14 protein-coding genes are annotated in these 17,725 nt (G+C 74.9%); 9 read left to right on the plus strand and 5 right to left on the minus strand.

The features are described from left to right. Nucleotides 1-97 precede the first annotated feature (97 nt). Nucleotides 98-2,272, minus strand: a complete 2,175-nt coding sequence (locus ACHZ99_RS11305) for an MMPL family transporter (RefSeq protein WP_420304333.1) — start codon at nt 2,270-2,272, stop codon at nt 98-100. A gap of 156 nt (nt 2,273-2,428) precedes the next feature. On the opposite strand from ACHZ99_RS11305, the gene sigJ reads away from it, so the two are divergent. Next, a complete protein-coding gene (gene sigJ / locus ACHZ99_RS11310) occupies nt 2,429-3,364 on the plus strand; it encodes an RNA polymerase sigma factor SigJ (protein WP_420304334.1) in 936 nt (311 codons plus the stop codon). A 145-nt stretch (nt 3,365-3,509) separates the two neighbouring features. Here the strand turns inward: sigJ and ACHZ99_RS11315 are convergent, their stop codons facing one another. Further along, nucleotides 3,510-4,952: a M28 family metallopeptidase gene (locus ACHZ99_RS11315; RefSeq protein WP_420304335.1), complete on the minus strand. Its 1,443-nt coding sequence runs from the start codon at nt 4,950-4,952 to the stop codon at nt 3,510-3,512. 52 nt (nt 4,953-5,004) lie between these two features. Between ACHZ99_RS11315 and ACHZ99_RS11320 the strand changes: the two genes are divergently transcribed. Next, nucleotides 5,005-5,223, plus strand: coding sequence for a hypothetical protein (locus ACHZ99_RS11320; RefSeq protein ID WP_420304336.1), 219 nt, complete (start codon nt 5,005-5,007; stop codon nt 5,221-5,223). Nucleotides 5,224-5,358: 135 nt separating this feature from the next. Here the strand turns inward: ACHZ99_RS11320 and ACHZ99_RS11325 are convergent, their stop codons facing one another. Both ACHZ99_RS11325 and ACHZ99_RS11330 read right to left on the minus strand, forming a co-directional pair. After that, complete coding sequence (locus ACHZ99_RS11325; protein ID WP_420304337.1) at nt 5,359-6,645, minus strand: DUF6745 domain-containing protein; 1,287 nt, start codon at nt 6,643-6,645, stop codon at nt 5,359-5,361. After that, complete coding sequence (locus tag ACHZ99_RS11330; protein ID WP_420304338.1) at nt 6,645-6,971, minus strand: hypothetical protein; 327 nt, start codon at nt 6,969-6,971, stop codon at nt 6,645-6,647. The genes ACHZ99_RS11325 and ACHZ99_RS11330 overlap by 1 nt, the downstream gene beginning before the upstream one ends. A 200-nt stretch (nt 6,972-7,171) precedes the next feature. On the opposite strand from ACHZ99_RS11330, the gene ACHZ99_RS11335 reads away from it, so the two are divergent. The 5 genes from ACHZ99_RS11335 to ACHZ99_RS11355 all read left to right on the plus strand — a co-directional run bounded on the left by ACHZ99_RS11335 (nt 7,172) and on the right by ACHZ99_RS11355 (nt 12,578). Then, nucleotides 7,172-8,128, plus strand: a complete 957-nt coding sequence (locus ACHZ99_RS11335) for an STM4015 family protein (RefSeq protein ID WP_420304339.1) — start codon at nt 7,172-7,174, stop codon at nt 8,126-8,128. Next, nucleotides 8,125-9,303: an STM4014 family protein gene (locus ACHZ99_RS11340; RefSeq protein WP_420304340.1), complete on the plus strand. Its 1,179-nt coding sequence runs from the start codon at nt 8,125-8,127 to the stop codon at nt 9,301-9,303. The genes ACHZ99_RS11335 and ACHZ99_RS11340 overlap by 4 nt, the downstream gene beginning before the upstream one ends. 88 nt (nt 9,304-9,391) lie before the next feature. Then, complete coding sequence (locus ACHZ99_RS11345) at nt 9,392-10,204, plus strand: STM4013/SEN3800 family hydrolase (RefSeq protein ID WP_420304685.1); 813 nt, start codon at nt 9,392-9,394, stop codon at nt 10,202-10,204. Further along, on the plus strand, nt 10,201-11,577 hold the full coding sequence (locus ACHZ99_RS11350) for an STM4012 family radical SAM protein (protein WP_420304341.1): 1,377 nt from the start codon (nt 10,201-10,203) through the stop codon (nt 11,575-11,577). Before ACHZ99_RS11345 ends, ACHZ99_RS11350 begins: the two co-directional genes overlap by 4 nt. A 14-nt stretch (nt 11,578-11,591) precedes the next feature. Then, nucleotides 11,592-12,578: an STM4011 family radical SAM protein gene (locus ACHZ99_RS11355; protein WP_420304342.1), complete on the plus strand. Its 987-nt coding sequence runs from the start codon at nt 11,592-11,594 to the stop codon at nt 12,576-12,578. Here ACHZ99_RS11355 and ACHZ99_RS11360 read toward each other — a convergent pair. Further along, nucleotides 12,539-14,698: a glycoside hydrolase family 6 protein gene (locus ACHZ99_RS11360; protein WP_420304343.1), complete on the minus strand. Its 2,160-nt coding sequence runs from the start codon at nt 14,696-14,698 to the stop codon at nt 12,539-12,541. The two genes, ACHZ99_RS11355 and ACHZ99_RS11360, sit on opposite strands and share 40 nt — an antisense overlap. A 340-nt stretch (nt 14,699-15,038) precedes the next feature. Between ACHZ99_RS11360 and ACHZ99_RS11365 the strand changes: the two genes are divergently transcribed. Both ACHZ99_RS11365 and ACHZ99_RS11370 read left to right on the plus strand, forming a co-directional pair. Further along, the gene (locus ACHZ99_RS11365) at nt 15,039-16,469 is read left to right on the plus strand and encodes a sulfotransferase family protein (protein WP_420304344.1); all 1,431 of its coding nucleotides are present in this window, start codon (nt 15,039-15,041) and stop codon (nt 16,467-16,469) included. Continuing rightward, entirely contained in the window at nt 16,466-17,662 is a 1,197-nt protein-coding gene (locus tag ACHZ99_RS11370) for a glycosyltransferase family 4 protein (RefSeq protein ID WP_420304345.1), read from the plus strand. The genes ACHZ99_RS11365 and ACHZ99_RS11370 overlap by 4 nt, the downstream gene beginning before the upstream one ends. The last annotated feature ends 63 nt before the right edge of the window (nt 17,663-17,725 follow it).

Here is a 17,725-nt window from a genome sequence, read left to right on the forward strand (position 1 = left end):
CCCGTACGAAAAGGGGCCCCGCGGCCGTCGTTCGACGGCCGGCGGGGCCCCCTCGCGGGTTGTGCGCGCTGTCCGGCTCCTGCGAGCCGGACACCGCTCAGTGCTTCTCCAGCTCCACCTTCGGCAGGATCTTCGCCAGCGGCGCCGGCAGCCACCAGGCGCGGCGGCCCATCAGCTCCATCGCCGCCGGGACCACCATGCACCTGAGGATGACCGCGTCGACGAAGATCGCCACCGCGAACGCCAATCCCGACTGTTGCAACAGCCGCGTCGGGCTGAGGACGAAGGCCGCGAAGATCACGATCATGATCGAGCCCGCCGCCGTGATCACCGTGCCGGTGTGCGCCAGGCCCTCCCGGACGGCGCGCGAGGGGTCGCCGTCCTTGGAGTTGACCCATTCCTCGTGCATCCGGGAGATCAGGAAGATCTCGTAGTCCATCGAGAGGCCGAAGACGATCGCGAAGACCATCACCGGCACGTACGCCTCGATGGGTCCGCCCTCGAATCCGAGCCTGCCGTCCTGGAAGACCAGCTTCATCACGCCGAGCGCGGCGCCGATGCTGAGGAGGTTCAGGAACGCGGCCTTCAGCGGGATGAGGACGGACCGGAACACCGCCATCAGCAGGATGATCGCGAGACCCACCACGATGATCATGAAGAGTGGCATCCGGTCGGCGAGCTTGCCGGCGTAGTCCTCGGACGCGGCCGTGGCCCCGCCGACGAGGTACTCCGCGCCGTTGTCCTGCGTCAGCCCCGGCAGCACGTCGTCGCGCAGGGTGCCGACCAGCTCCGTGGTCTCCTCGGCCTGCGGCGAGGAGGCGGGGTAGACGAGGAGCATCGCGGCCTCGCCGTCCGGCGTGGGGATCGGGGGCGCGGTCGCCGCCACGCCCTCGGTCTCGCCCAGCGTCTGCGCCGCCGCCGCGGCGGCGTCCTCGGCGTTGCCGTCGCCGCCTTCGGTCACGACCAGCAGCGGGCCGTTGAACCCGGGGCCGAAGGCCTCGGTGAGCAGGTCGTACGACTGCCGGCTGGTGGAGTCGCTCGGGTCGTTGCCCGCGTCGTTGAAGCCGAGGCGGATGTTCAGCGCCGGGAAGGCGAGGGCGCCGAGGATCACCGCGGCCGCCAGCAGGGCGGCCAGCGGGCGCTTCTGCACCGCCGTCGCCAGCTTCCGCCAGCCCTCGCCCTCCTCGGGCTTGCCCTTGGCCTTGCGCTTCTCGGCCCGCGCGAGGAACTGGCGGGCGAAGCGCTTGCCGAAGATGCCGAGCAGCGCGGGCAGCAGGGTCAGCGAGGCGATCATCGTCATCAGCACGGTCAGCGCCACCGACAGCGCCATGCCCTGAATCGAGCCGAGGCCGAGGGCGGTGAGGCCGAGCAGCGCGAGGATGACGGTGCAGCCGGCGAAGAAGACCGAGCGGCCCGCGGCGTCCATGGCCGTGATGGTGGCCTTTTCCGGTTCGACGCCGCGCACGAGTTCGGTTCGGTAGCGGGCGAAGATCAGCAGCGCGTAGTCGATGCCGACGCCGAGGCCGACGAGGAACATGACCGGTGGCGTCCAGGACGCGATGGTGAAGATGTGCGACGCCAGGAGGATGATGCCGACCGTCGAGCCGACCGCGAAGAGGGCGATCATGATGGGCAGGCCGGCGGCGATGAACGTGCCGAACATCATCACCAGGATCACCAGCGCGGCGACCAGACCCACCATCTCGCCGACGCCGGTCTCGCCCTCGGCGAGCAGCCGGACGGCCTCACCGCCCAGTTCGACCCGGAGTCCCTCGCCCTCGATCTCCTGGGCGACCTCCTGGATGCGTTCGGTGTCCTCGACCGGCATGTCCACCGAGGGCACTTCCAGCTGCGCGGTGGCGTAGCCGATCGTGCCGTCCTCGGAGACCGCCGTCGGGTTGTCGTAGACGCTCTGGACGTCGCCGACGTTGGGCAGCTTCGCGACCTCCGCGAGCATCGGCTCGACGCGGTCCTGGACGCCGGCGAGCCCGCCCTCGTTCTGGAAGACGATGTCGATCGTGTCCCCGGCGTGGCCCGCGCCGTGCTCTTCCAGGACGTCGGCGGCGGCCTGCGCCTCGGTGCCGGGGAGGGAGGTGTCGTCCTTGTACGCGTCACCCGCGGCGGTGGCGATGCCCCACACGCCGACCAGGACCGCCACCCACAGGATCACGGCGAGCCATTTTCGGCGGTGGGCAAAGCCCCCGACCCGCACGAACACCCCCTTCTGAAGGGGCGGCTCTGAGCTTTGTTCTCGGTTCTCGGTAATCGTCATGATCTCTTCCCCGGAGGGTCGTCAAGCGTCCCCGGGGTGGGCCCCGGGCTTCCGTAGCCTGTTGACGACGTAGCCTTCCGAGGTGTGACATGGACACTCGTCGGATAGGGGCCGTGTCACAACGTGACCGGTTTTCGCCCAGTACGGGACAGGGGAATGACGAAGCGGGACGCACGGGACACCGGACGCAACACCCCACGAGACACCGCCCGGGACACCGAGGAGCTGCTCGCGCGGTCCTTCGAGGCCAACCGCCCCCGGCTGCTGCGCGTGGCGTACACGATGACCGGCTCCCTGGTGGAGGCCGAGGACTGCGTGCAGGAGGCCTGGCTGCGGCTGCGCCGCCTCGACGACCCGGGCACCGTCCGCGACCTCACCGCCTGGCTGACGACGACGGTCAGCCGGCTGGCGCTGGACGCGCTGAGCAGCGCGCGGGCGCGGCGGGAGCAGTACGTCGGCACGTGGCTGCCCGAGCCGCTGGTCGCGGACGACTCGCACGACCCGGCCGACCGGGTGACGCTGGACGAGTCGGTGAGCATGGCGCTGCTGGTGGTGCTGGAGCGGCTGTCGCCGGCCGAGCGCACCGCGTTCGTGCTGCACGACGTCTTCAGCGTGCCGTTCCCCGAGATCGCCGAGGTCGTCGGCCGCTCCGCGGCGGCGGTACGGCAGCTGGCGTCGCGGGCGCGGCGGCAGGTGGAGGACGGCCGGCCGCGGACGCCGGCGACGGAGGCGGAGCAGCGGGAGCTGGTGGACGCGTTCACGGCGGCGTGCCAGGACGGCGACCTGCCGGGGCTGATCGCGCTGCTCGACCCGGACGTCGTCCTGCGCGGCGACGGCGGCGGCAAGGTCGCCACGCTCCAGCACATCGAGCGGGAGGCGGCGCGGGTGGCGCCGATGATCCTGGCGCACTCCGACACCGTGGGGCCGCTGGATATCCGCCCGGTCGAGGTCAACGGCGCGGCGGGGCTGACGATCCGCGGGGCCGACGGGCAGCTTTCTGTCATGTCGTTCACGGTGGACGCGGGGCGGATCAGCGCGATCGACATCATGCGCAACCCCGACAAGCTCGCGATGGTCCCCGACCTGGACTGAGCCGGGAGGGGACCCCCGACCCGGAAGCGTCTCCGGGCGCAGCGGACACCACGTCGGCTGCACGGTCCGGAAGGCGTCGCACCTGGACCGGACGTACTCCATCCGCAGCGACGTGACGTTCTGACCGTCCGCTGAACCGGGCCGCTCACCTGCGCGGCACCGGGAAGGCCACCGGGCTGCGGTGGCCCTCCCGGTTCACCGCGCGGACGCCGAAGAAGAGGTTGTCCTTCGACTTCCGCACGGTGTGCCGGGTCACGTCGCCCACCGGCTCCACGTGCGTCCACTCCGGCTCGGTCGTCTCCCGCCACACCACCTCGTAGCCGGCGAGGTCCGGCTCCGTACCGCGGTCCCACACCAGCTCGGTGTCGTTGGTCAACGCGGAGGTGTCGATGCCGGCGCCGGTCGGCGTGCCGGGGGCCTGCGCGAGGGTCCAGACGGTGGCGAGGTTGACCCGCGCCACCCGCGCGATGTAGCCGAAGTCGCAGAACTCGGGCAGGTCGCCGTACTGCTTGCCGTCCTCCACCCGGACGTCCTGGTGCTGGTGGGCGTAGTCCTCGGCGGGCTCGGTGAAGCGGGCGGCGGGGAAGCGGCGTTCGAGGAACGGAATGTGGTCGCCGCCGCGCAGGTAGCGGTCCCGGCGGTAGATCACGCGGACGTCCATGCCGGTGGCGCGGTTGTCGGCCACGTCGCGGACGAAGCGGGCGAGCTGGCGCGCCGGGGAGTCGTTCTCGCCGCCGACCGCGCGGCGGACGTCGGCCTCGTCGGGGGTCTCGGCGGTGGGGACGCCCTCGGCGAAGAGCCGCACCGTCCGCGGGTCGCGGGTGCCGTCGTCGGCGGTGGAGCTGCCGACGATGTCGTTGGTGAACATGCCCTGCACGCGGGCGCCCCGGAGCCGGAGCTGCTCCGCCAGGTGCGCGGCCCCGTAGAGCCCTTGCTCCTCCCCCGCCACCGCGGCCAGCACGATTGTCGCGGCGGTGCGCCGGCGGGCCAGCACGCGGGCCAGCTCCATGGCGACGGCGACGCCGGAGGCGTCGTCGTCGGCGCCGGGGGCGTCGGAGGTGGCGTCCATGACGTCGCTGGCGCGGGAGTCGTAGTGGCCGGAGACGACGTAGACGCGGTCGGGGTCGGTGTCGCCGCGCAGGGTGGCGACGACGTTGGTGATGCGGGTGGGTTCGGGGATGCGGCCGGCGGGCTGCTGGACGTACGACTGGAGCTCGACGGTCATCCGGCCGCCGGAGGCGGCGGCGTGGTGGCGCAGGCGGCGGTGGATCCAGTCGCGGGCGGCGCCGATGCCGCGGTCGGGGTCGTCCTGGGCGGAGAGGGTGTGCCGGGTGCCGAAGGCGGCGAGGCGGCGGACGTCGGCCTCGATGCGGTCGGCGTCGACCTCGGCGAGCAGGGCGCGCAGTTCGCGGCCGGGGCGCTGGGCGGTGGCGGGCGGCCGGTCGCCGCCGTGGCCGGAGGGCCGGTCGCCGGAGGCCGCGGCGGCGGCCGGGGCGGCGGCGGCTCCGGCGGCCGCGGTGGCGGCGGCACCGGCGGCGCCGGCCGCCAGGACGGTTCTCCGGTTCGTACCTCGCGGTTGCGGTGACACGGGGTCTCCCCTCCACGGCGGTGGCGGTGGCATGTCAACTTCGCCTGTTGCCATGCTCGTCGACGCCGTGGCACCTGACAACACCGCGCGGCGGTGCCCGATCACGTTGCGCTCGGTGTCGGCGTCGAGGACGAGCGCCGGACCGTGCGCGTACGCATCCCCGCCGGTCGATGGCGTGCCGGCCGGAGCGGTCGTCGGCGTGCCCGGGCGCTGTGAGGTCTGCGGCGGCCGGGCGGCCCGCGCCGGACGCGATGCGGTGGCCGGCGCGTGAGCGGCTGCGGGTGAACCAGCCGGGGCGGCGTGGGAGGTGGTTGCGGCGGCACCGGACCGCGGCCGTCCCCGCGGGCGTACGGACCGGGTGCCTGCCCGGTCCGTACGCCCCGCGGCGGCGCGGCGGCCCCCCGCGTCAGGTCTCCCGCACGGGCACGTACTCCTCTTCCCGCACGCCGAACGTCCAGGCCACGCCCTCCCGCGCCGTGCGCGTACGCGGCGGGACGCGCAGCCAGTACGTGCGGCTGGTGCCGTCGGGCTCCGGGGTGGAGTTGACCACCTGGACCATCGCCACCGGCTCGTCGTCCGCGCCCACGTCCAGGCGCCACAGCACGCCGGTCCCGTCCCGGTGCACCGGCTCGGCGCCGGACTCGTCGAGGTAGCGCTCGAAGCCGTAGAACTCCAGCATGACGCGGCGCAGTTCCGCGTTCTCCTCGGCCCGTATCCGCTCCGGGGTGAGGTCCGACAGCTCGCGGAGGAACTCCGCGGGCACCGGCATCCCGCGCCAGGCGTGCAGCGCGAAGCCGTCGGGGTACGCGAGCGCGGGGCCGTCGCCGCGGTCGAGCCGGCCGGCCTCGTCGCGGTGCAGCTCGGCGGGGCGCTCGCACACCACGGCCACGTGCTCGTACGGCCACCACCAGCCCGCGGCCCGGGCCACCGCCGCCAGCGCGGCGACCTCCGGCGCGGTGTCCTCCGGCGCGGCGGCCCGCGACCAGTCGGGGTCGGGCTCGTCCGTCGAGGACCCCGCGGCAGCCGGCCCGTCCGGGCGCGGTCCCGCGGCTCCCAACGCCGCGAACCACGCCGCGTCGTGCTGCCCCAGCACCGCGTCCAGCAGGACCTGGCGGACCGCCGCCTCCGCCTCGGACACCTCCCCCTCCGGCACCTCCGACTCGGGCACCTCCCCCTCCGGCGTCCCCGCGAGCCGCTCCACCACCCCCGTACGTATCCGCTCGACCAGCATCGTCGACGACTCCCACAGCGGCGCCCCCGTCTGCGCCCAGTGCGCCGCCCAGCCCGCCGGGCCCAGCTCCGCGAAGACCCGCCCCCGCGCCGCGGCCCACGGCCGGGAACGCACCTCCTCCCGCACCGCCCGGCCCCGCTCCTCCGGCGCCATCCCCCGCACCAGGGCGGCCCCTTCGCACGGCGAACCGGCCCACACGATCCGCGCGGGCTCCGCCAGCCCCGCCGCCCGGTACGCCGCCCGCACCGCCGCCTCCGCGGCGGGCCGGTCGGCGGGGCGCGCGGCCACCGCGGCGTCCCGCCACGACGGTTCGTCCGACCCGCGCCCGGCCCCGGCCGACCCGCGCAGGGCCCCGTCCAGCTCGCGCACTCCCCCGTCCTGCTCGCGCACTCCCCCGTCCTGCTCGCGCACCGCCCCGTCCGGCTCGCGCCGCGCCACCGTCACCGCCGCACCTCCCGCCATCAGTCCGCCACCACCCTGACCGCGCCCGGCACGTACTCCCGCTGCCGGATCACCCGGAACCAGCCCTTCGGCAGCGGTATCGCCCCGTGTTCCTCGTGCACGACCCGTCCGCCCTCCGGCAGATGCAGCAGCGTCGTCCCGAACGGCCCCGGCTCCCGCAGCAGCCGGCCCGGCCCCATGACCGCGTGCGCGTGGCCCGTGACCTCGCCCAGCGCGAGGACCATCCGCCCGCGCCCGTCCCGCGGCTCCTCGGGCAGCCGCGCCGCCTGCTCGGGCAGCGCGTCCTCGGCAACCGGCACGATCAGCACGTCCCCTTGTCGGTACACAGCCGTCTCCCCATCCCGCAGCTCACGTAGCGCCACGTGGCGCCTTGTGTGCTCCACGTTAGGACGAGGCACTGACAACGCCCCCGACCTGCGGTCTCCACCGCCGCCCGGCCTCAGCGCGGCCGTTGTCAGCCGCGGTTGATAGAACATTCGCGCGCCGCGACGCCGCGGCGCGGCCGACCACCCCTGGGGAGTGCGAGATGTACGCCGAACACGTCACCGAGCTGTACGGCCTGCCCGTGCGGAACTTCCGCCACGACGACGACTCCCCCGACCCGCTGCCCGACGACCCCGGCAGCGTCGCCTGGCGGCTCGCCACGGACGCGTGGGACAGCAGCTTCGACGACTTCGAGGAGAACTTCCGGCGGTTCCTCGACGCCGTCGACCCCGGCGCCGTCCGCGCGCTGGTCATCGGCCCGTGGGGCGAGGCGTACGAGAACGACTCCCGTGTGGTCGTCAAGTTGCTGGCCGGCGCGGCCGACCGGTTCACGGCGCTGCGCGCCGTCTTCCTCGGCGACCTGGTGGCGGAGGAGGCGGAGATCTCCTGGATCGAGCAGTCCGACGTCACGCCGGTGCTGCGCGCGTATCCCGCCCTGGAGGAGTTCGCCGTCCGCGGCGGTACGGACCTCTCCCTCGAAGCCGTCCGGCACGACGCGCTGAAGTCCCTGCGCTTCGAGGCCGGCGGGCTGCCCGGCGGGGTCGTGCGGGCGGTCGCGGCCGCCGAGTTGCCGGCGCTGGAGGAGCTGACGCTGTGGCTCGGCGTCGGGGAGTACGGCGGAGACGCCACCGTCGCGGACCTCGCTCCGCTGCTCGCCGGCGGCCGGCTGCCGGCGCTGCGCCGCCTCGCGGTGTGCAACAGCGAGATCGAGGACGAGATAGCCGTCGCCGTCGCCGCCGCCCCCGTGGTGGCGCAGCTGGAGGAGCTGGACCTCTCCATGGGCGTGCTGACCGACACCGGTGCCGAGGCGCTGCTGACCGGCCAGCCGCTCACCCACCTCCGGCGGCTCCGGCTGGCGCACCACTACCTGACCACGGCGATGATGCGGCGGCTGACCGCCGCCCTGGAGCCCGCGGGGGTCGGGCTCGACCTGTCCGAGCAGCTGACCCCGGACACGTACGACGGAGAGGTGTGGCACTACACGGCGGTGATGGAATGACGTATCGGCCGCGGTTCGCGGTCGCGGGCAACCCCGGCAGCCGCCGGGTGACGCTCTTCGCCGCCGCGGCCCGCGCCGCCGGGCTGCCGCGGCCGCGGGTGCTGCCCTGGTCGGCGCTGCTGGCGTCCGGCCCGGGAGCGGGCGGGGGCGTCGCGGTGCGGCCCGGCGAGGTGCTGCGTGTCGACTCGCCGGGCGAGGACGCGGAGGTGGACCGGCTGCTGCGGGGTGACGTCGAGCCGGCGCGGGTGGAGGGCGGCGCGCGCTGGTACGGCCGGTTCACCGCGGCGGTACGGGACGTGGCCGCCGGCGCCGTAGCGGCGGGCGCGGACGTGCTGGACGACCCGGAGGAGCTGGCGGTCCTGTTCGACAAGCGCCGCTGCCACGGACGGCTGGCGGCGGCGGACGTGCCGGTGCCGCCGTCGCCGACGTCGGCGGCGGACGCCCCCGGTCCGTACGCCGCCGCGCCGTCCCTCGACGGCTGGGACGGCCTCCGCGACCTGCTCGCCGCCCACGGTCTGCGCCGCGCCTTCGTCAAACCGGCGCACGGCTCCTCCGCCGCCGGCGTGCTGGCCCTGGAGTTCCCCGGCCGCGGCCGGATCCGCGCGACCACCTCCGTCGAGCCGGCCCCCGACGGCCGGCTCTACAACTCCCTGAAGGTCCGGCGCTACACCCGCGAGGCGGAGGTCGCCGCGATCGTCGACGCGCTCGCGCCCGACGGGCTGCACGTCGAGCGGTGGCTCCCCAAGGCGCAGCTCGGCGGCCGCTCCTGCGACCTGCGGGTCGTCGTGGTGGCGGGCCGGGCGACGCACGCGGTCGCGCGCACCGGCGCCTCCCCCATGACCAACCTCCACCTCGGCGGCGCCCGCGGCGACCTCGGCGCCGTGCGCGCCGCGGCCGGGCCGCGCTGGGCCGCCGCCCTCGCGCACTGCGAACGGGCCGCGGCGTGCTTCCCCGGCACGCTGTGCGTCGGCGTCGACCTGCTGGCGGCGCCCGGCTGGCGGCGGTTCGCCGTCGCCGAGGTCAACGCCTTCGGCGACCTGCTGCCGGGGCTGACCGGCCTGCCGGGCGGCGGCGCCGAGGGGCTGGACACGTACGCCGCCCAGGTCGCGGCCGTACGGGACAGGTACGCGGCCGTACGAAGCGAGGAGCACCGCCGTGCGCCCGCCCCCGCCTGACGCCCCGCCCGGCGCCGCGTCCGACGCGCCGCCCGTCGCCGCGCCGGACGCCCCGCCCGACGCCGCCGGCGCCGCGCCCCAGCCCGACATGAACCACGTCGTCGGCAGCCACGACATCCTCTTCGTCACCCTCGACACCCTCCGCTACGACGTCGCCGCCGAACTCGCCGCCGCCGGCCGCACCCCCCGCCTCGCCCGCCGGCTCCCCGGCGGCCGGTGGGAGCGGCGGCACGCGCCCGGCAGCTTCACGTACGCCTCCCACCAGGCGATGTTCGCCGGCTTCCTGCCCACCCCCGCCGGGCCCGGCGGCGGGCCGCACCCGCGCCTGTTCGCCGCCCGCTTCGCGGGCAGCGAGTCCACCGCGCCGCGCACCTACGTCCACGACACCCCCGACCTCGTCTCCGGCCTCGCCGCCGCCGGCTACCGCACCGTGTGCGTCGGCGGCACCGGCTTCTTCAGCAAGGAGGGCGCGCTGTCGTCCGTGCTGCCCGGGCTGTTCCAGGAGAGCCACTGGCGGCCGGAGTTCGGCGTCGCCTCGCCGACGTCCTTCGAGGCGCAGGTGGCCTGCGCCGAGGAGGTCGTCGCCGGGCTGCCGCGCGCGCAGCGCCTCTTCCTCTTCGTGAACGTCGCCGCCCTGCACCAGCCCAACTGGTTCCACCTGCCCGGCGCCACCCGCGCGGCCGGCGACTCCCGGGCCAGCCACGCCGCCGCCCTGGAGTACGTCGACCGCCACGTCGACCGGCTCTTCGCGGCCGCCGCCGCCCGCCGCCGCTGCTTCGCCGTCGTCTGCTCCGACCACGGCACCGCCTACGGCGACGACGGCCACCACGGCCACCGCCTGGGCCACGCGTCCGTGTGGACCGTCCCGTACGCCCACTTCTTCCTTGAGGCCGCCCCATGACCCAGGTCAGCACCGCCGAGCCGACGAGCCCGTACGAGTCGTACGTCTACGCCTACCCGCACAAGACCGCCTACCGCGAGCTGGACCCCCGCCCCGCCCTGCGCGACCTCTGGGCGGCCGAGCCCAAGGACGCCCTCGCGCTCTACTTCCACATCCCCTTCTGCGAGGTCCGCTGCGGCTTCTGCAACCTCTTCACCCGCATCGGCGCCCCCGACGGCCTCGACACCGCCTACCTCGACGCCCTCGAACGCCAGGCGGCGGCCACCCGCGCGGCCCTCGGCGACGGCGACGACGGCGACGGCGGCCCCCGCTTCGCCAACGCCGCCTTCGGCGGCGGCACCCCGACGTACCTGACCGCCGCCGGCCTCGACCGCCTCTGCGACATCGCCGAGCGGCGGATGGGCGCCGACCTGCGGGCCGTCCCGCTGTCCGTCGAGGCGTCGCCGGCGACGGCCACCGCCGACCGCCTCGCCGTCCTCGCCGACCGCGGCGCGACGCGCCTCAGCCTCGGCGTGCAGACGTTCGTCGACGCCGAGGCCCGCGCCGCCGTACGGCCGCAGCGCCGCGCCGACGTGGAGGCGGCCCTCGGCCGGATCCGCGCGGCCGGGATCCCGGTGCTGAACATCGACCTGATCTACGGCATCGACGGCCAGACGGAGGCGACCTGGCAGCGCTCGCTGGACGCCGCGCTCGCCTGGCGGCCCGAGGAGCTGTACCTCTACCCGCTGTACGTCCGCCCCGGCACCGGCCTCGGCGGCCCGCCGCGGGACACCCCCGACGCCGCGCCGGACGACCGCCGCGCCTGGGACGGCCAGCGCCTCCGCCTCTACCGCCACGGCCGCGACGTCCTCCTCGCCGCCGGCTACGAGCAGGTCTCCATGCGCATGTTCCGCCGCGCCGGGATCCCGCCCTCCCCCGCCGACGACCACGCCTGCCAGACCGACGGCATGGTCGGCCTCGGCTGCGGCGCCCGCTCGTACACCGCGCGCCTCCACTACTCCTTCGACTACGCCGTGGGCACCCGCGAGATACGCGCGCTCATCGACGCCTACGTCGCCACGGAGGACTTCACCCGCGCCCAGTACGGCCGGGCGATCCCGCCCGGCGACGCCCGCCGGCGGCACCTGCTGCAATCCCTGCTCCAGGCCGCCGGCCTCGACACCGCCGGCTACCGCGCCCGCTTCGGCACCGACCCCGCCGCCGACTTCCCCGCCGAACTCGCCGGCTTCGCCGCCCGCGGCTGGCTCGACGACACCGCGCCGCCCGGCCGGCTGCGGCTCAGCGCGACCGGCCTGGCGCACTCCGACGCCGTCGGCCCCGCCCTCTTCTCCCCCGCCGTACGGGCCGACATGGCCGCGTACGAGCTGCGCTGACGCGGAGGCCGGACGTGGACCTGACGCTGCTCTACCGCGGCCCGCTCGCCTCCTGCGACTACGACTGCCCCTACTGCCCGTTCGCCAAGCGCCGCGACACCCCCGCGCAGCTGCGCGCGGACCGCGCCGCGCTCGCCCGCTTCTCCGCGTGGGCGGCGGCGAACACCGAGGACCGGCTTTCCGTGCTGTTCACCCCCTGGGGTGAAGGACTGGTGCGGTCCTGGTACCGCCGTACGCTCACGGAGCTGTCCCACCTGCCGCACGTGCGCCGCGTCGCGATCCAGACGAACCTCAGCTGCCGCACGGCGTGGACGGCGGACGCCGACCGCGACACGCTCGCGCTGTGGTGCACCTACCACCCGGGGCAGGTGCCGTACGAGCGCTTTCTCGCCAAGTGCCGCGCGCTGTACGACGGCGGGGTCCGCTTCAGCGTCGGTATCGTCGGCCTCCCCGCGCACCTGCCGGACGCCCGGCGGCTGCGCGCCGACCTGCCGGAGCCGGTCTACCTGTGGGTCAACGCCGCCGAGGGCCACGGCTACACCGACGCCGAGGCCGCCGGCTGGACCGCCCTCGACCCCCTCTTCCCGTACAGCCGCAGGCCCCACCCCAGCCGCGGACTGCCCTGCCGCACGGGCGAGTCGGTCGTCTCGGTCGACGGGGACGGCACGGTGCGCCGCTGCCACTTCGTCCCCGCCGAGCTGGGCAACCTCTACGACGGCTCGTACCGTGCGGCGCTGCGCCCGCGCGCCTGCCCGCGGGCGGTCTGCGACTGCCACATCGGCTACGTCCACCTCGAAAGCCTCCCCCTCTACGACGTCTTCGCCGGCGGCGTCCTGGAGCGCGTCCCGGCGCCCGCGCCCGGGACGCGAGACGCCCCCACCCCGGTGGTGGGCCGGGTGGGGGCGTCGGGCCCGGACGGGAGCGTCCGGCGTGGGCGGGCGGGGGAGGGTCCGCCCGCCCGTCAGGGGGCGGTGCCCCAGACGAGCGAGCCGGCGGAGTAGACGCCGACCCGCGGGTTGTCCGCCCAGGCGGTGTTCGTGTCGCGGCTGTAGTCGTCGGACTCGTCGAAGGCCGACCAGTCGGTCTTCGCCAGCCGCAGCTGGATGTCGCCCGTGGACGCGCCCGGTGCCAGCGTGCCGGAGGAGAAGCCCACCTCCAGGTACCGGTCCGCGCCCGGCGTCGCCGAGCCGGACGCGCTCACGCCGTGCGTGACGTTCCCGCAGCCGACGACGGCCCAGTCGCACCACGTGCCGAACGACGTCGCGCCGGAGTCACCGCTGAACCAGTAGCGGAGCTCGACGGTCGACAGGTCCACCGCCGTGTCGCCGGTGTTGACGAGCTGGAGGACCGCCCGGATCTGGTTGTCGGTCTCGGCCGAGTCGGTGCTCCGGTACTGCGCCTTCAGCGTCCCGTCCCCGCCGCCGCCGTCATCGGGGCCGGTGGTGGCGGTCACCGCGGCGCTGCGCTCGGAGGCGTTGCCGGCGGCGTCCCGGGCGCGTACGGCGTACTCGTACGACGTCTCCGCCGCGAGCCCGCTGTCGGTGTACGTGGTCCCGGTCGTCGAGCCGGCCAGGGCGCCGTCGCGGTAGACGTCGTACGCGGTGACGCCGGTGTCGTCGGTGGACGCGGTCCACGACAGCGAGACGCTCGCGCCGGTCGTCCCGGTGACCGCGAGGTCCGCGGGCACGGTCGGCGCCTCGGTGTCGTCGCCGGGGCCGGGGCCGCCGCCGTCGACCGGCGGGTAGGCGTTGGCGACCAGCTCACGGAACTGCGCGGAGAACCAGTGGCCGGCCACCGGCGAGTCGGCCAGCGCGCCGGACGGGTTGTTCCCGTTGCGTGCGTTCCCCTCGTACGTGGGGTCGCACATCCGGTCGAAGCCCTTGCCCTCGTCGTTGTCGATCGGCTCGCTGGAGCCGTCCGACTCGCCCGGGGGCTTGGCCCACACGTAGGCGTCGATGCCCGGCTCGGGCGCCGTGGTGGGCCGTTCACCGATACCGGCGCCGGACTGGTTGCACCAGTTGCCGGGGTGGATACGTCGGTCGATGCGGCTGCCGTCGACGTACGCGTTCGCGGAGGTCTCGGGTCCGGGCCCGGTGGGCCGGTCGGGGCCGCCCCAGCCGTTGCGGGAGGTGTCGATCAGCATGCCGATGCCGGGGTCGAAGCCGCCGCGGGAGACGAGGAGGTCGCGCAGCCCCTGCGCAAAGCCCAGCTGGTCCACGTACTGGTTCCAGTCGACCCAGTCGGTGTTCCGCACGGTGGTGCCGCCGACGCTGTCGGTGACGTCGTAGTACGGCTCGTTCAGGGCGCCGTAGTTGGCGGTGTTGACGATGAAGCCGTGCACGTCGTCGACGGTGGCGCCCTCGGAGGTGGCGGCCAGCGCGAACTCGTCGACGGCCGGGGCCATGTTGGTGTCCCAGCCGAGCCAGCCGTGGTGGGCGGCGTCGACGTAGTTGTAGACGTTGGGGATGTCGCCCAGCGTGTTCAGCGCGTAGCCGACGCCCTTCTCGTAGTTGCCGAGCTCCTTCATCTCGATGCAGGCGTCGGTGGAGCCGTCGGTGCCGCCGGCGTTGGTGACCATGTTGGGCAGCGAATCGGGCTCGATGAGCGTGACGATACGCAGGTCGGCGTACTTGGGATCGGCGAGGATGCCGGCGATCGGGTCGATGTACTCGTCTTTGTAGACGTCGAGTTGCTCGGGCTCCAGCTCGCCGTTGGAGGCGAGGGCGGCGCAGTCGCGGCCGGGCAGGTTGTAGATGACGACCTCGAAGAGGTCGGCGCCCTGGGCCAGCGCCTCGTCGAGGTGCCGCTCCAGGCCCCACTTCCCGGCGGTGCCGCCGATGGCGGCCCGGCGGTCCATCCACACGAACGTGGGCTGGTCGGCGATGGCCTCGCCGCCGTCGGCGGCGGCCTGCGCGGACCACTGCGGGTTCACGTACGGGGTGGCGCCCACGTAGGGGTTGTCCACCCGCTCGGCCGCCGCGGCGGGCGCCGCCGTGCCGGTCAGCGCCAGGGCGGCGCCGACGGCGAGGGCGGCGAGTGCCGCCGTGGGGCGCCAGAGTCTGAGTCTCGTACGCGCCCGGCTGCCGACGCCTCTTCGGCCGGTGCTTCTTCGCGCTGTCATCGGGGTCTCGTGCTCCTCTCGGATAGCGGAACCGGTGGCGGGATGCAGCGGGAAGGCGTCCCGCCACCGGGGCTTTGCGTGCGTACGCGGCACGTGGGGGAGTGCCCTCGATCGACGTGCAGAGTGCTTACTGCGTGCAAGGCTTGAAGCTATGGGAGCGCTCCCACAGTCAGGCACGCCCGCGTCCCTGTCAACCCCTCGCGCACACCCCGGTTCCGGCGGACCCGTCCCACCGGGGCCGTTCCCCCGTACGCAGATCTGAAAAATCCGGACGAGCGCAACCCATGGCCCGCCGCGTCGTTTTCCGGGCCGGAACACCTCTCGCACGGACGGGTGGAGAATGCTGCGGCAACTGAACAGAACGCTCGGCCGGCTGACCGGCCTGAGGCTCCAGCGCGCCGCCACCCCGCCGCGCCGGAAGAAGTCCCGGGCCGCCGCCCGGACCGCCCGGCCCGGCCGCCTGCCCGACTACCGCCCGCCGGCCGACCCGGGGGTCGACCGGCTGCTGCGGCGCCCGGTCTTCGTCATCACCCCGGTACGCTCCGGCGCCACCCTGCTGCGCATGCTGCTCGGCGGCCACTCCCGCCTGCACGCGCCGCACGAACTGCACGTGCGCCGGCTGGAGGTCGGCACCCGCACCGACCTGGCCGTCGCGGCGATGCGCGAGCTGGACCTGCACCGCGCGGACCTGGAGCACCTGCTGTGGGACCGCGTGCTCCACCGCGAACTGGTCCGTTCCGGCAAGGAGATCCTGGTCGAGAAGACGCCGAACAACGCCTTCGCGTACCGGCGCATCGCCGCCTGCTGGCCCGACGCCCGGTTCGTCTTCCTGCTGCGCCACCCCGCCTCCGTCGCGCAGTCCTGGTACGAGGCCGACCCCTCCCGGCGCACCCCGGAGGAGGCCGCGCTGGAGGCCCTGCACTACGTGCGCGCCACCGAGCGCGCCCGCCGGGAACTCCCCGGCCACCTGGTCCGCTACGAGGACCTGACCGCCGACCCCGAGGGCGTCCTCACGGGCGTCTGCGACTTCCTCGGCGTCCCGTACGAGCCGGAGATGCTCGACTACGGGGCGCGGGAGGAGGGCGAGCTGCCGAAGGGGCTGGGCGACTGGAAGGAGAAGATCCGCAGCGGGCGCGTCCAGCGGGGCCGCGCGCTGCCCGCGCCCGACGAGGTGCCGGAGCCGCTGCGCGAGATCAGCGCCGCGTGGGGCTACCTGCCCGGCCCCGCGGACCCGGCCGACCCCGCCGGCCCCCCTGATCCCGCCGACCCCGCTGATCCCGCCGGCCCCGCCGACCCGGCGGCGGCCGCCGCCGCCGCGCCGTGCGCCGAAGTCACCGAGGTCTGGCCGCGCGACGGCCTCATCCGCATCGTCGGCCGCCTGACCGGCACGGCCGCGGCGCCGCCCGCCCCGCGCTGGCAGCTCGCCGTGTCCCTCACCGGCTCCCCCGAACGCCGCCTCGACTACCCCGCGGCGCTCGACGGCGTTACCTTCGAAGTCAGCGTTCCCGTGGCCGACCTGGCGCCCTCCGGGATCGCGCTGCCGGCGAAGTGGGACCTCCACCTCACCGCGGACGCGGATGTGCGGCGCGTACGGCTCCAGGCAGCCCGGGACCTCCGAGACATCGAGCCGAAGAAGAACATCGTGGTCTTCCCCGCCCAGTCCGTCGCGTCCGACACCGACACCGTCCAGGTCAAGCCCTACTACACGGTCCGGGACAACCTCTCCATCGCCTGCCGGCTCCGCGACGACCTCTCCCGGAGGCTCTCGTGAAGATCCGCTACCTGCTCCTCAACGCCTACGGCAAGGGCGGCACCATCCGCACGGTCTTCAACCAGGCCGGCTCCATGGCCGCCGCCGGCCACGACGTCGAGGTCGTCAGCGTCGTACGCCGCCGCAAGTCGCCCCGGTTCCCGCTGGACCGCCGGGTGCGGGTCACCGCGATCGTCGACACCTACGGCTCGCCGCCCGCGCCCGAGCCGTCCGCGTGGACCGCCCGGTTCGCCGGGCAGGGCCGGCCGTCCCGCTACGTGCCGCGGGGCGAGATCGCGCGCGAGCACTTCACCCGGGACGTCGAGACGCGGGTGATCCGCTGGATGCAGCGGCTGCGCGGCGGGGCGCTCGTCACCACCCGCCCCGCGCTCAACATCCTCGCCGCCCAGCACGCCAGCACCGACGTCCTCCGGGTCGGCCAGGAGCACATGAACCTCGGCACCCACCCGCGGGACGTGCGCGCCGCCATCCTCCGCCACTACCCGCGCTTCGACGCGGTCGCGGTGCTCACCGAGCGGGACCGCGAGGAGTACGCGCACCTGCTCCCCGGCACCCGCGTCGTGTGCATCCCCAACGCCGTCCACGCCGGCCGCAAGCGGCAGTCGTCGTACGCGAACCGCATCGTCGCCGCCGCCGGCCGGCTGAAGAGCCAGAAGGGCTTCGACCTGCTCATCCCGGCGTTCGCCCAGGCGGCCGCCGTCCGCCCCGGCTGGCAGCTGCGGATCTTCGGCACCGGCGACAAGGAGGCGCAGCTGCGCGGGCTGATCGAGACGCACCACGTGTACAACAGCGCCTTCCTCATGGGCTTCACGCCGCACCTCGACGACGAGCTGGCCAAGGCGTCGGTGTTCGCGCTCAGTTCGCGCTTCGAGGGGCTGCCGATGGTGATGATCGAGGCGATGACGCACGGGCTGCCGGTGGTCAGCTACGACTGCCCGACGGGCCCCGCGGACGTCATCACCGACGGCCGGGAGGGGCTGCTCGTGCCGCCGCGGGACGTCGACGCGTTCGCGGTGGCCCTGGGGGAGCTGATGGACGACGAGGGGCTGCGCGCGGACATGGGCACGGCGTCGCTCGCCAGGTCGCGGAGGTACGCGCCGGAGGCCGTGCACCCGCGGTGGGAGGAGCTGTTCACGACGCTGGCGGCGGAGGCGGGGCCGCGGCGCAGGCTCGTGCGGGCGGCGGCGGCCTGAGCGCGGGAGCGGGCTCCCGGCCGACGGAGCTGCCCCCGGTCCGTCACCGGACCGGGGGCAGGT

This window comes from Streptomyces sp. MAR4 CNX-425, assembly GCF_048656465.1.
Taxonomy (GTDB): domain Bacteria; phylum Actinomycetota; class Actinomycetes; order Streptomycetales; family Streptomycetaceae; genus Streptomyces.

Excerpts from the sequence above, each read along its gene's own strand:
- ACHZ99_RS11305 (WP_420304333.1), bottom strand. The coding sequence starts at position 2,272 with ATGACGATTACCGAGAACCGAGAACAAAGCTCAGAGCCGCCCCTTCAG.
- sigJ (WP_420304334.1), top strand. The coding sequence starts at position 2,429 with ATGACGAAGCGGGACGCACGGGACACCGGACGCAACACCCCACGAGAC.
- ACHZ99_RS11320 (WP_420304336.1), top strand. The coding sequence starts at position 5,005 with ATGCTCGTCGACGCCGTGGCACCTGACAACACCGCGCGGCGGTGCCCG.
- ACHZ99_RS11325 (WP_420304337.1), bottom strand. The coding sequence starts at position 6,645 with ATGGCGGGAGGTGCGGCGGTGACGGTGGCGCGGCGCGAGCCGGACGGG.
- ACHZ99_RS11335 (WP_420304339.1), top strand. The coding sequence starts at position 7,172 with ATGTACGCCGAACACGTCACCGAGCTGTACGGCCTGCCCGTGCGGAAC.
- ACHZ99_RS11340 (WP_420304340.1), top strand. The coding sequence starts at position 8,125 with ATGACGTATCGGCCGCGGTTCGCGGTCGCGGGCAACCCCGGCAGCCGC.
- ACHZ99_RS11345 (WP_420304685.1), top strand. The coding sequence starts at position 9,392 with ATGAACCACGTCGTCGGCAGCCACGACATCCTCTTCGTCACCCTCGAC.
- ACHZ99_RS11350 (WP_420304341.1), top strand. The coding sequence starts at position 10,201 with ATGACCCAGGTCAGCACCGCCGAGCCGACGAGCCCGTACGAGTCGTAC.
- ACHZ99_RS11360 (WP_420304343.1), bottom strand. The coding sequence starts at position 14,698 with ATGACAGCGCGAAGAAGCACCGGCCGAAGAGGCGTCGGCAGCCGGGCG.
- ACHZ99_RS11365 (WP_420304344.1), top strand. The coding sequence starts at position 15,039 with ATGCTGCGGCAACTGAACAGAACGCTCGGCCGGCTGACCGGCCTGAGG.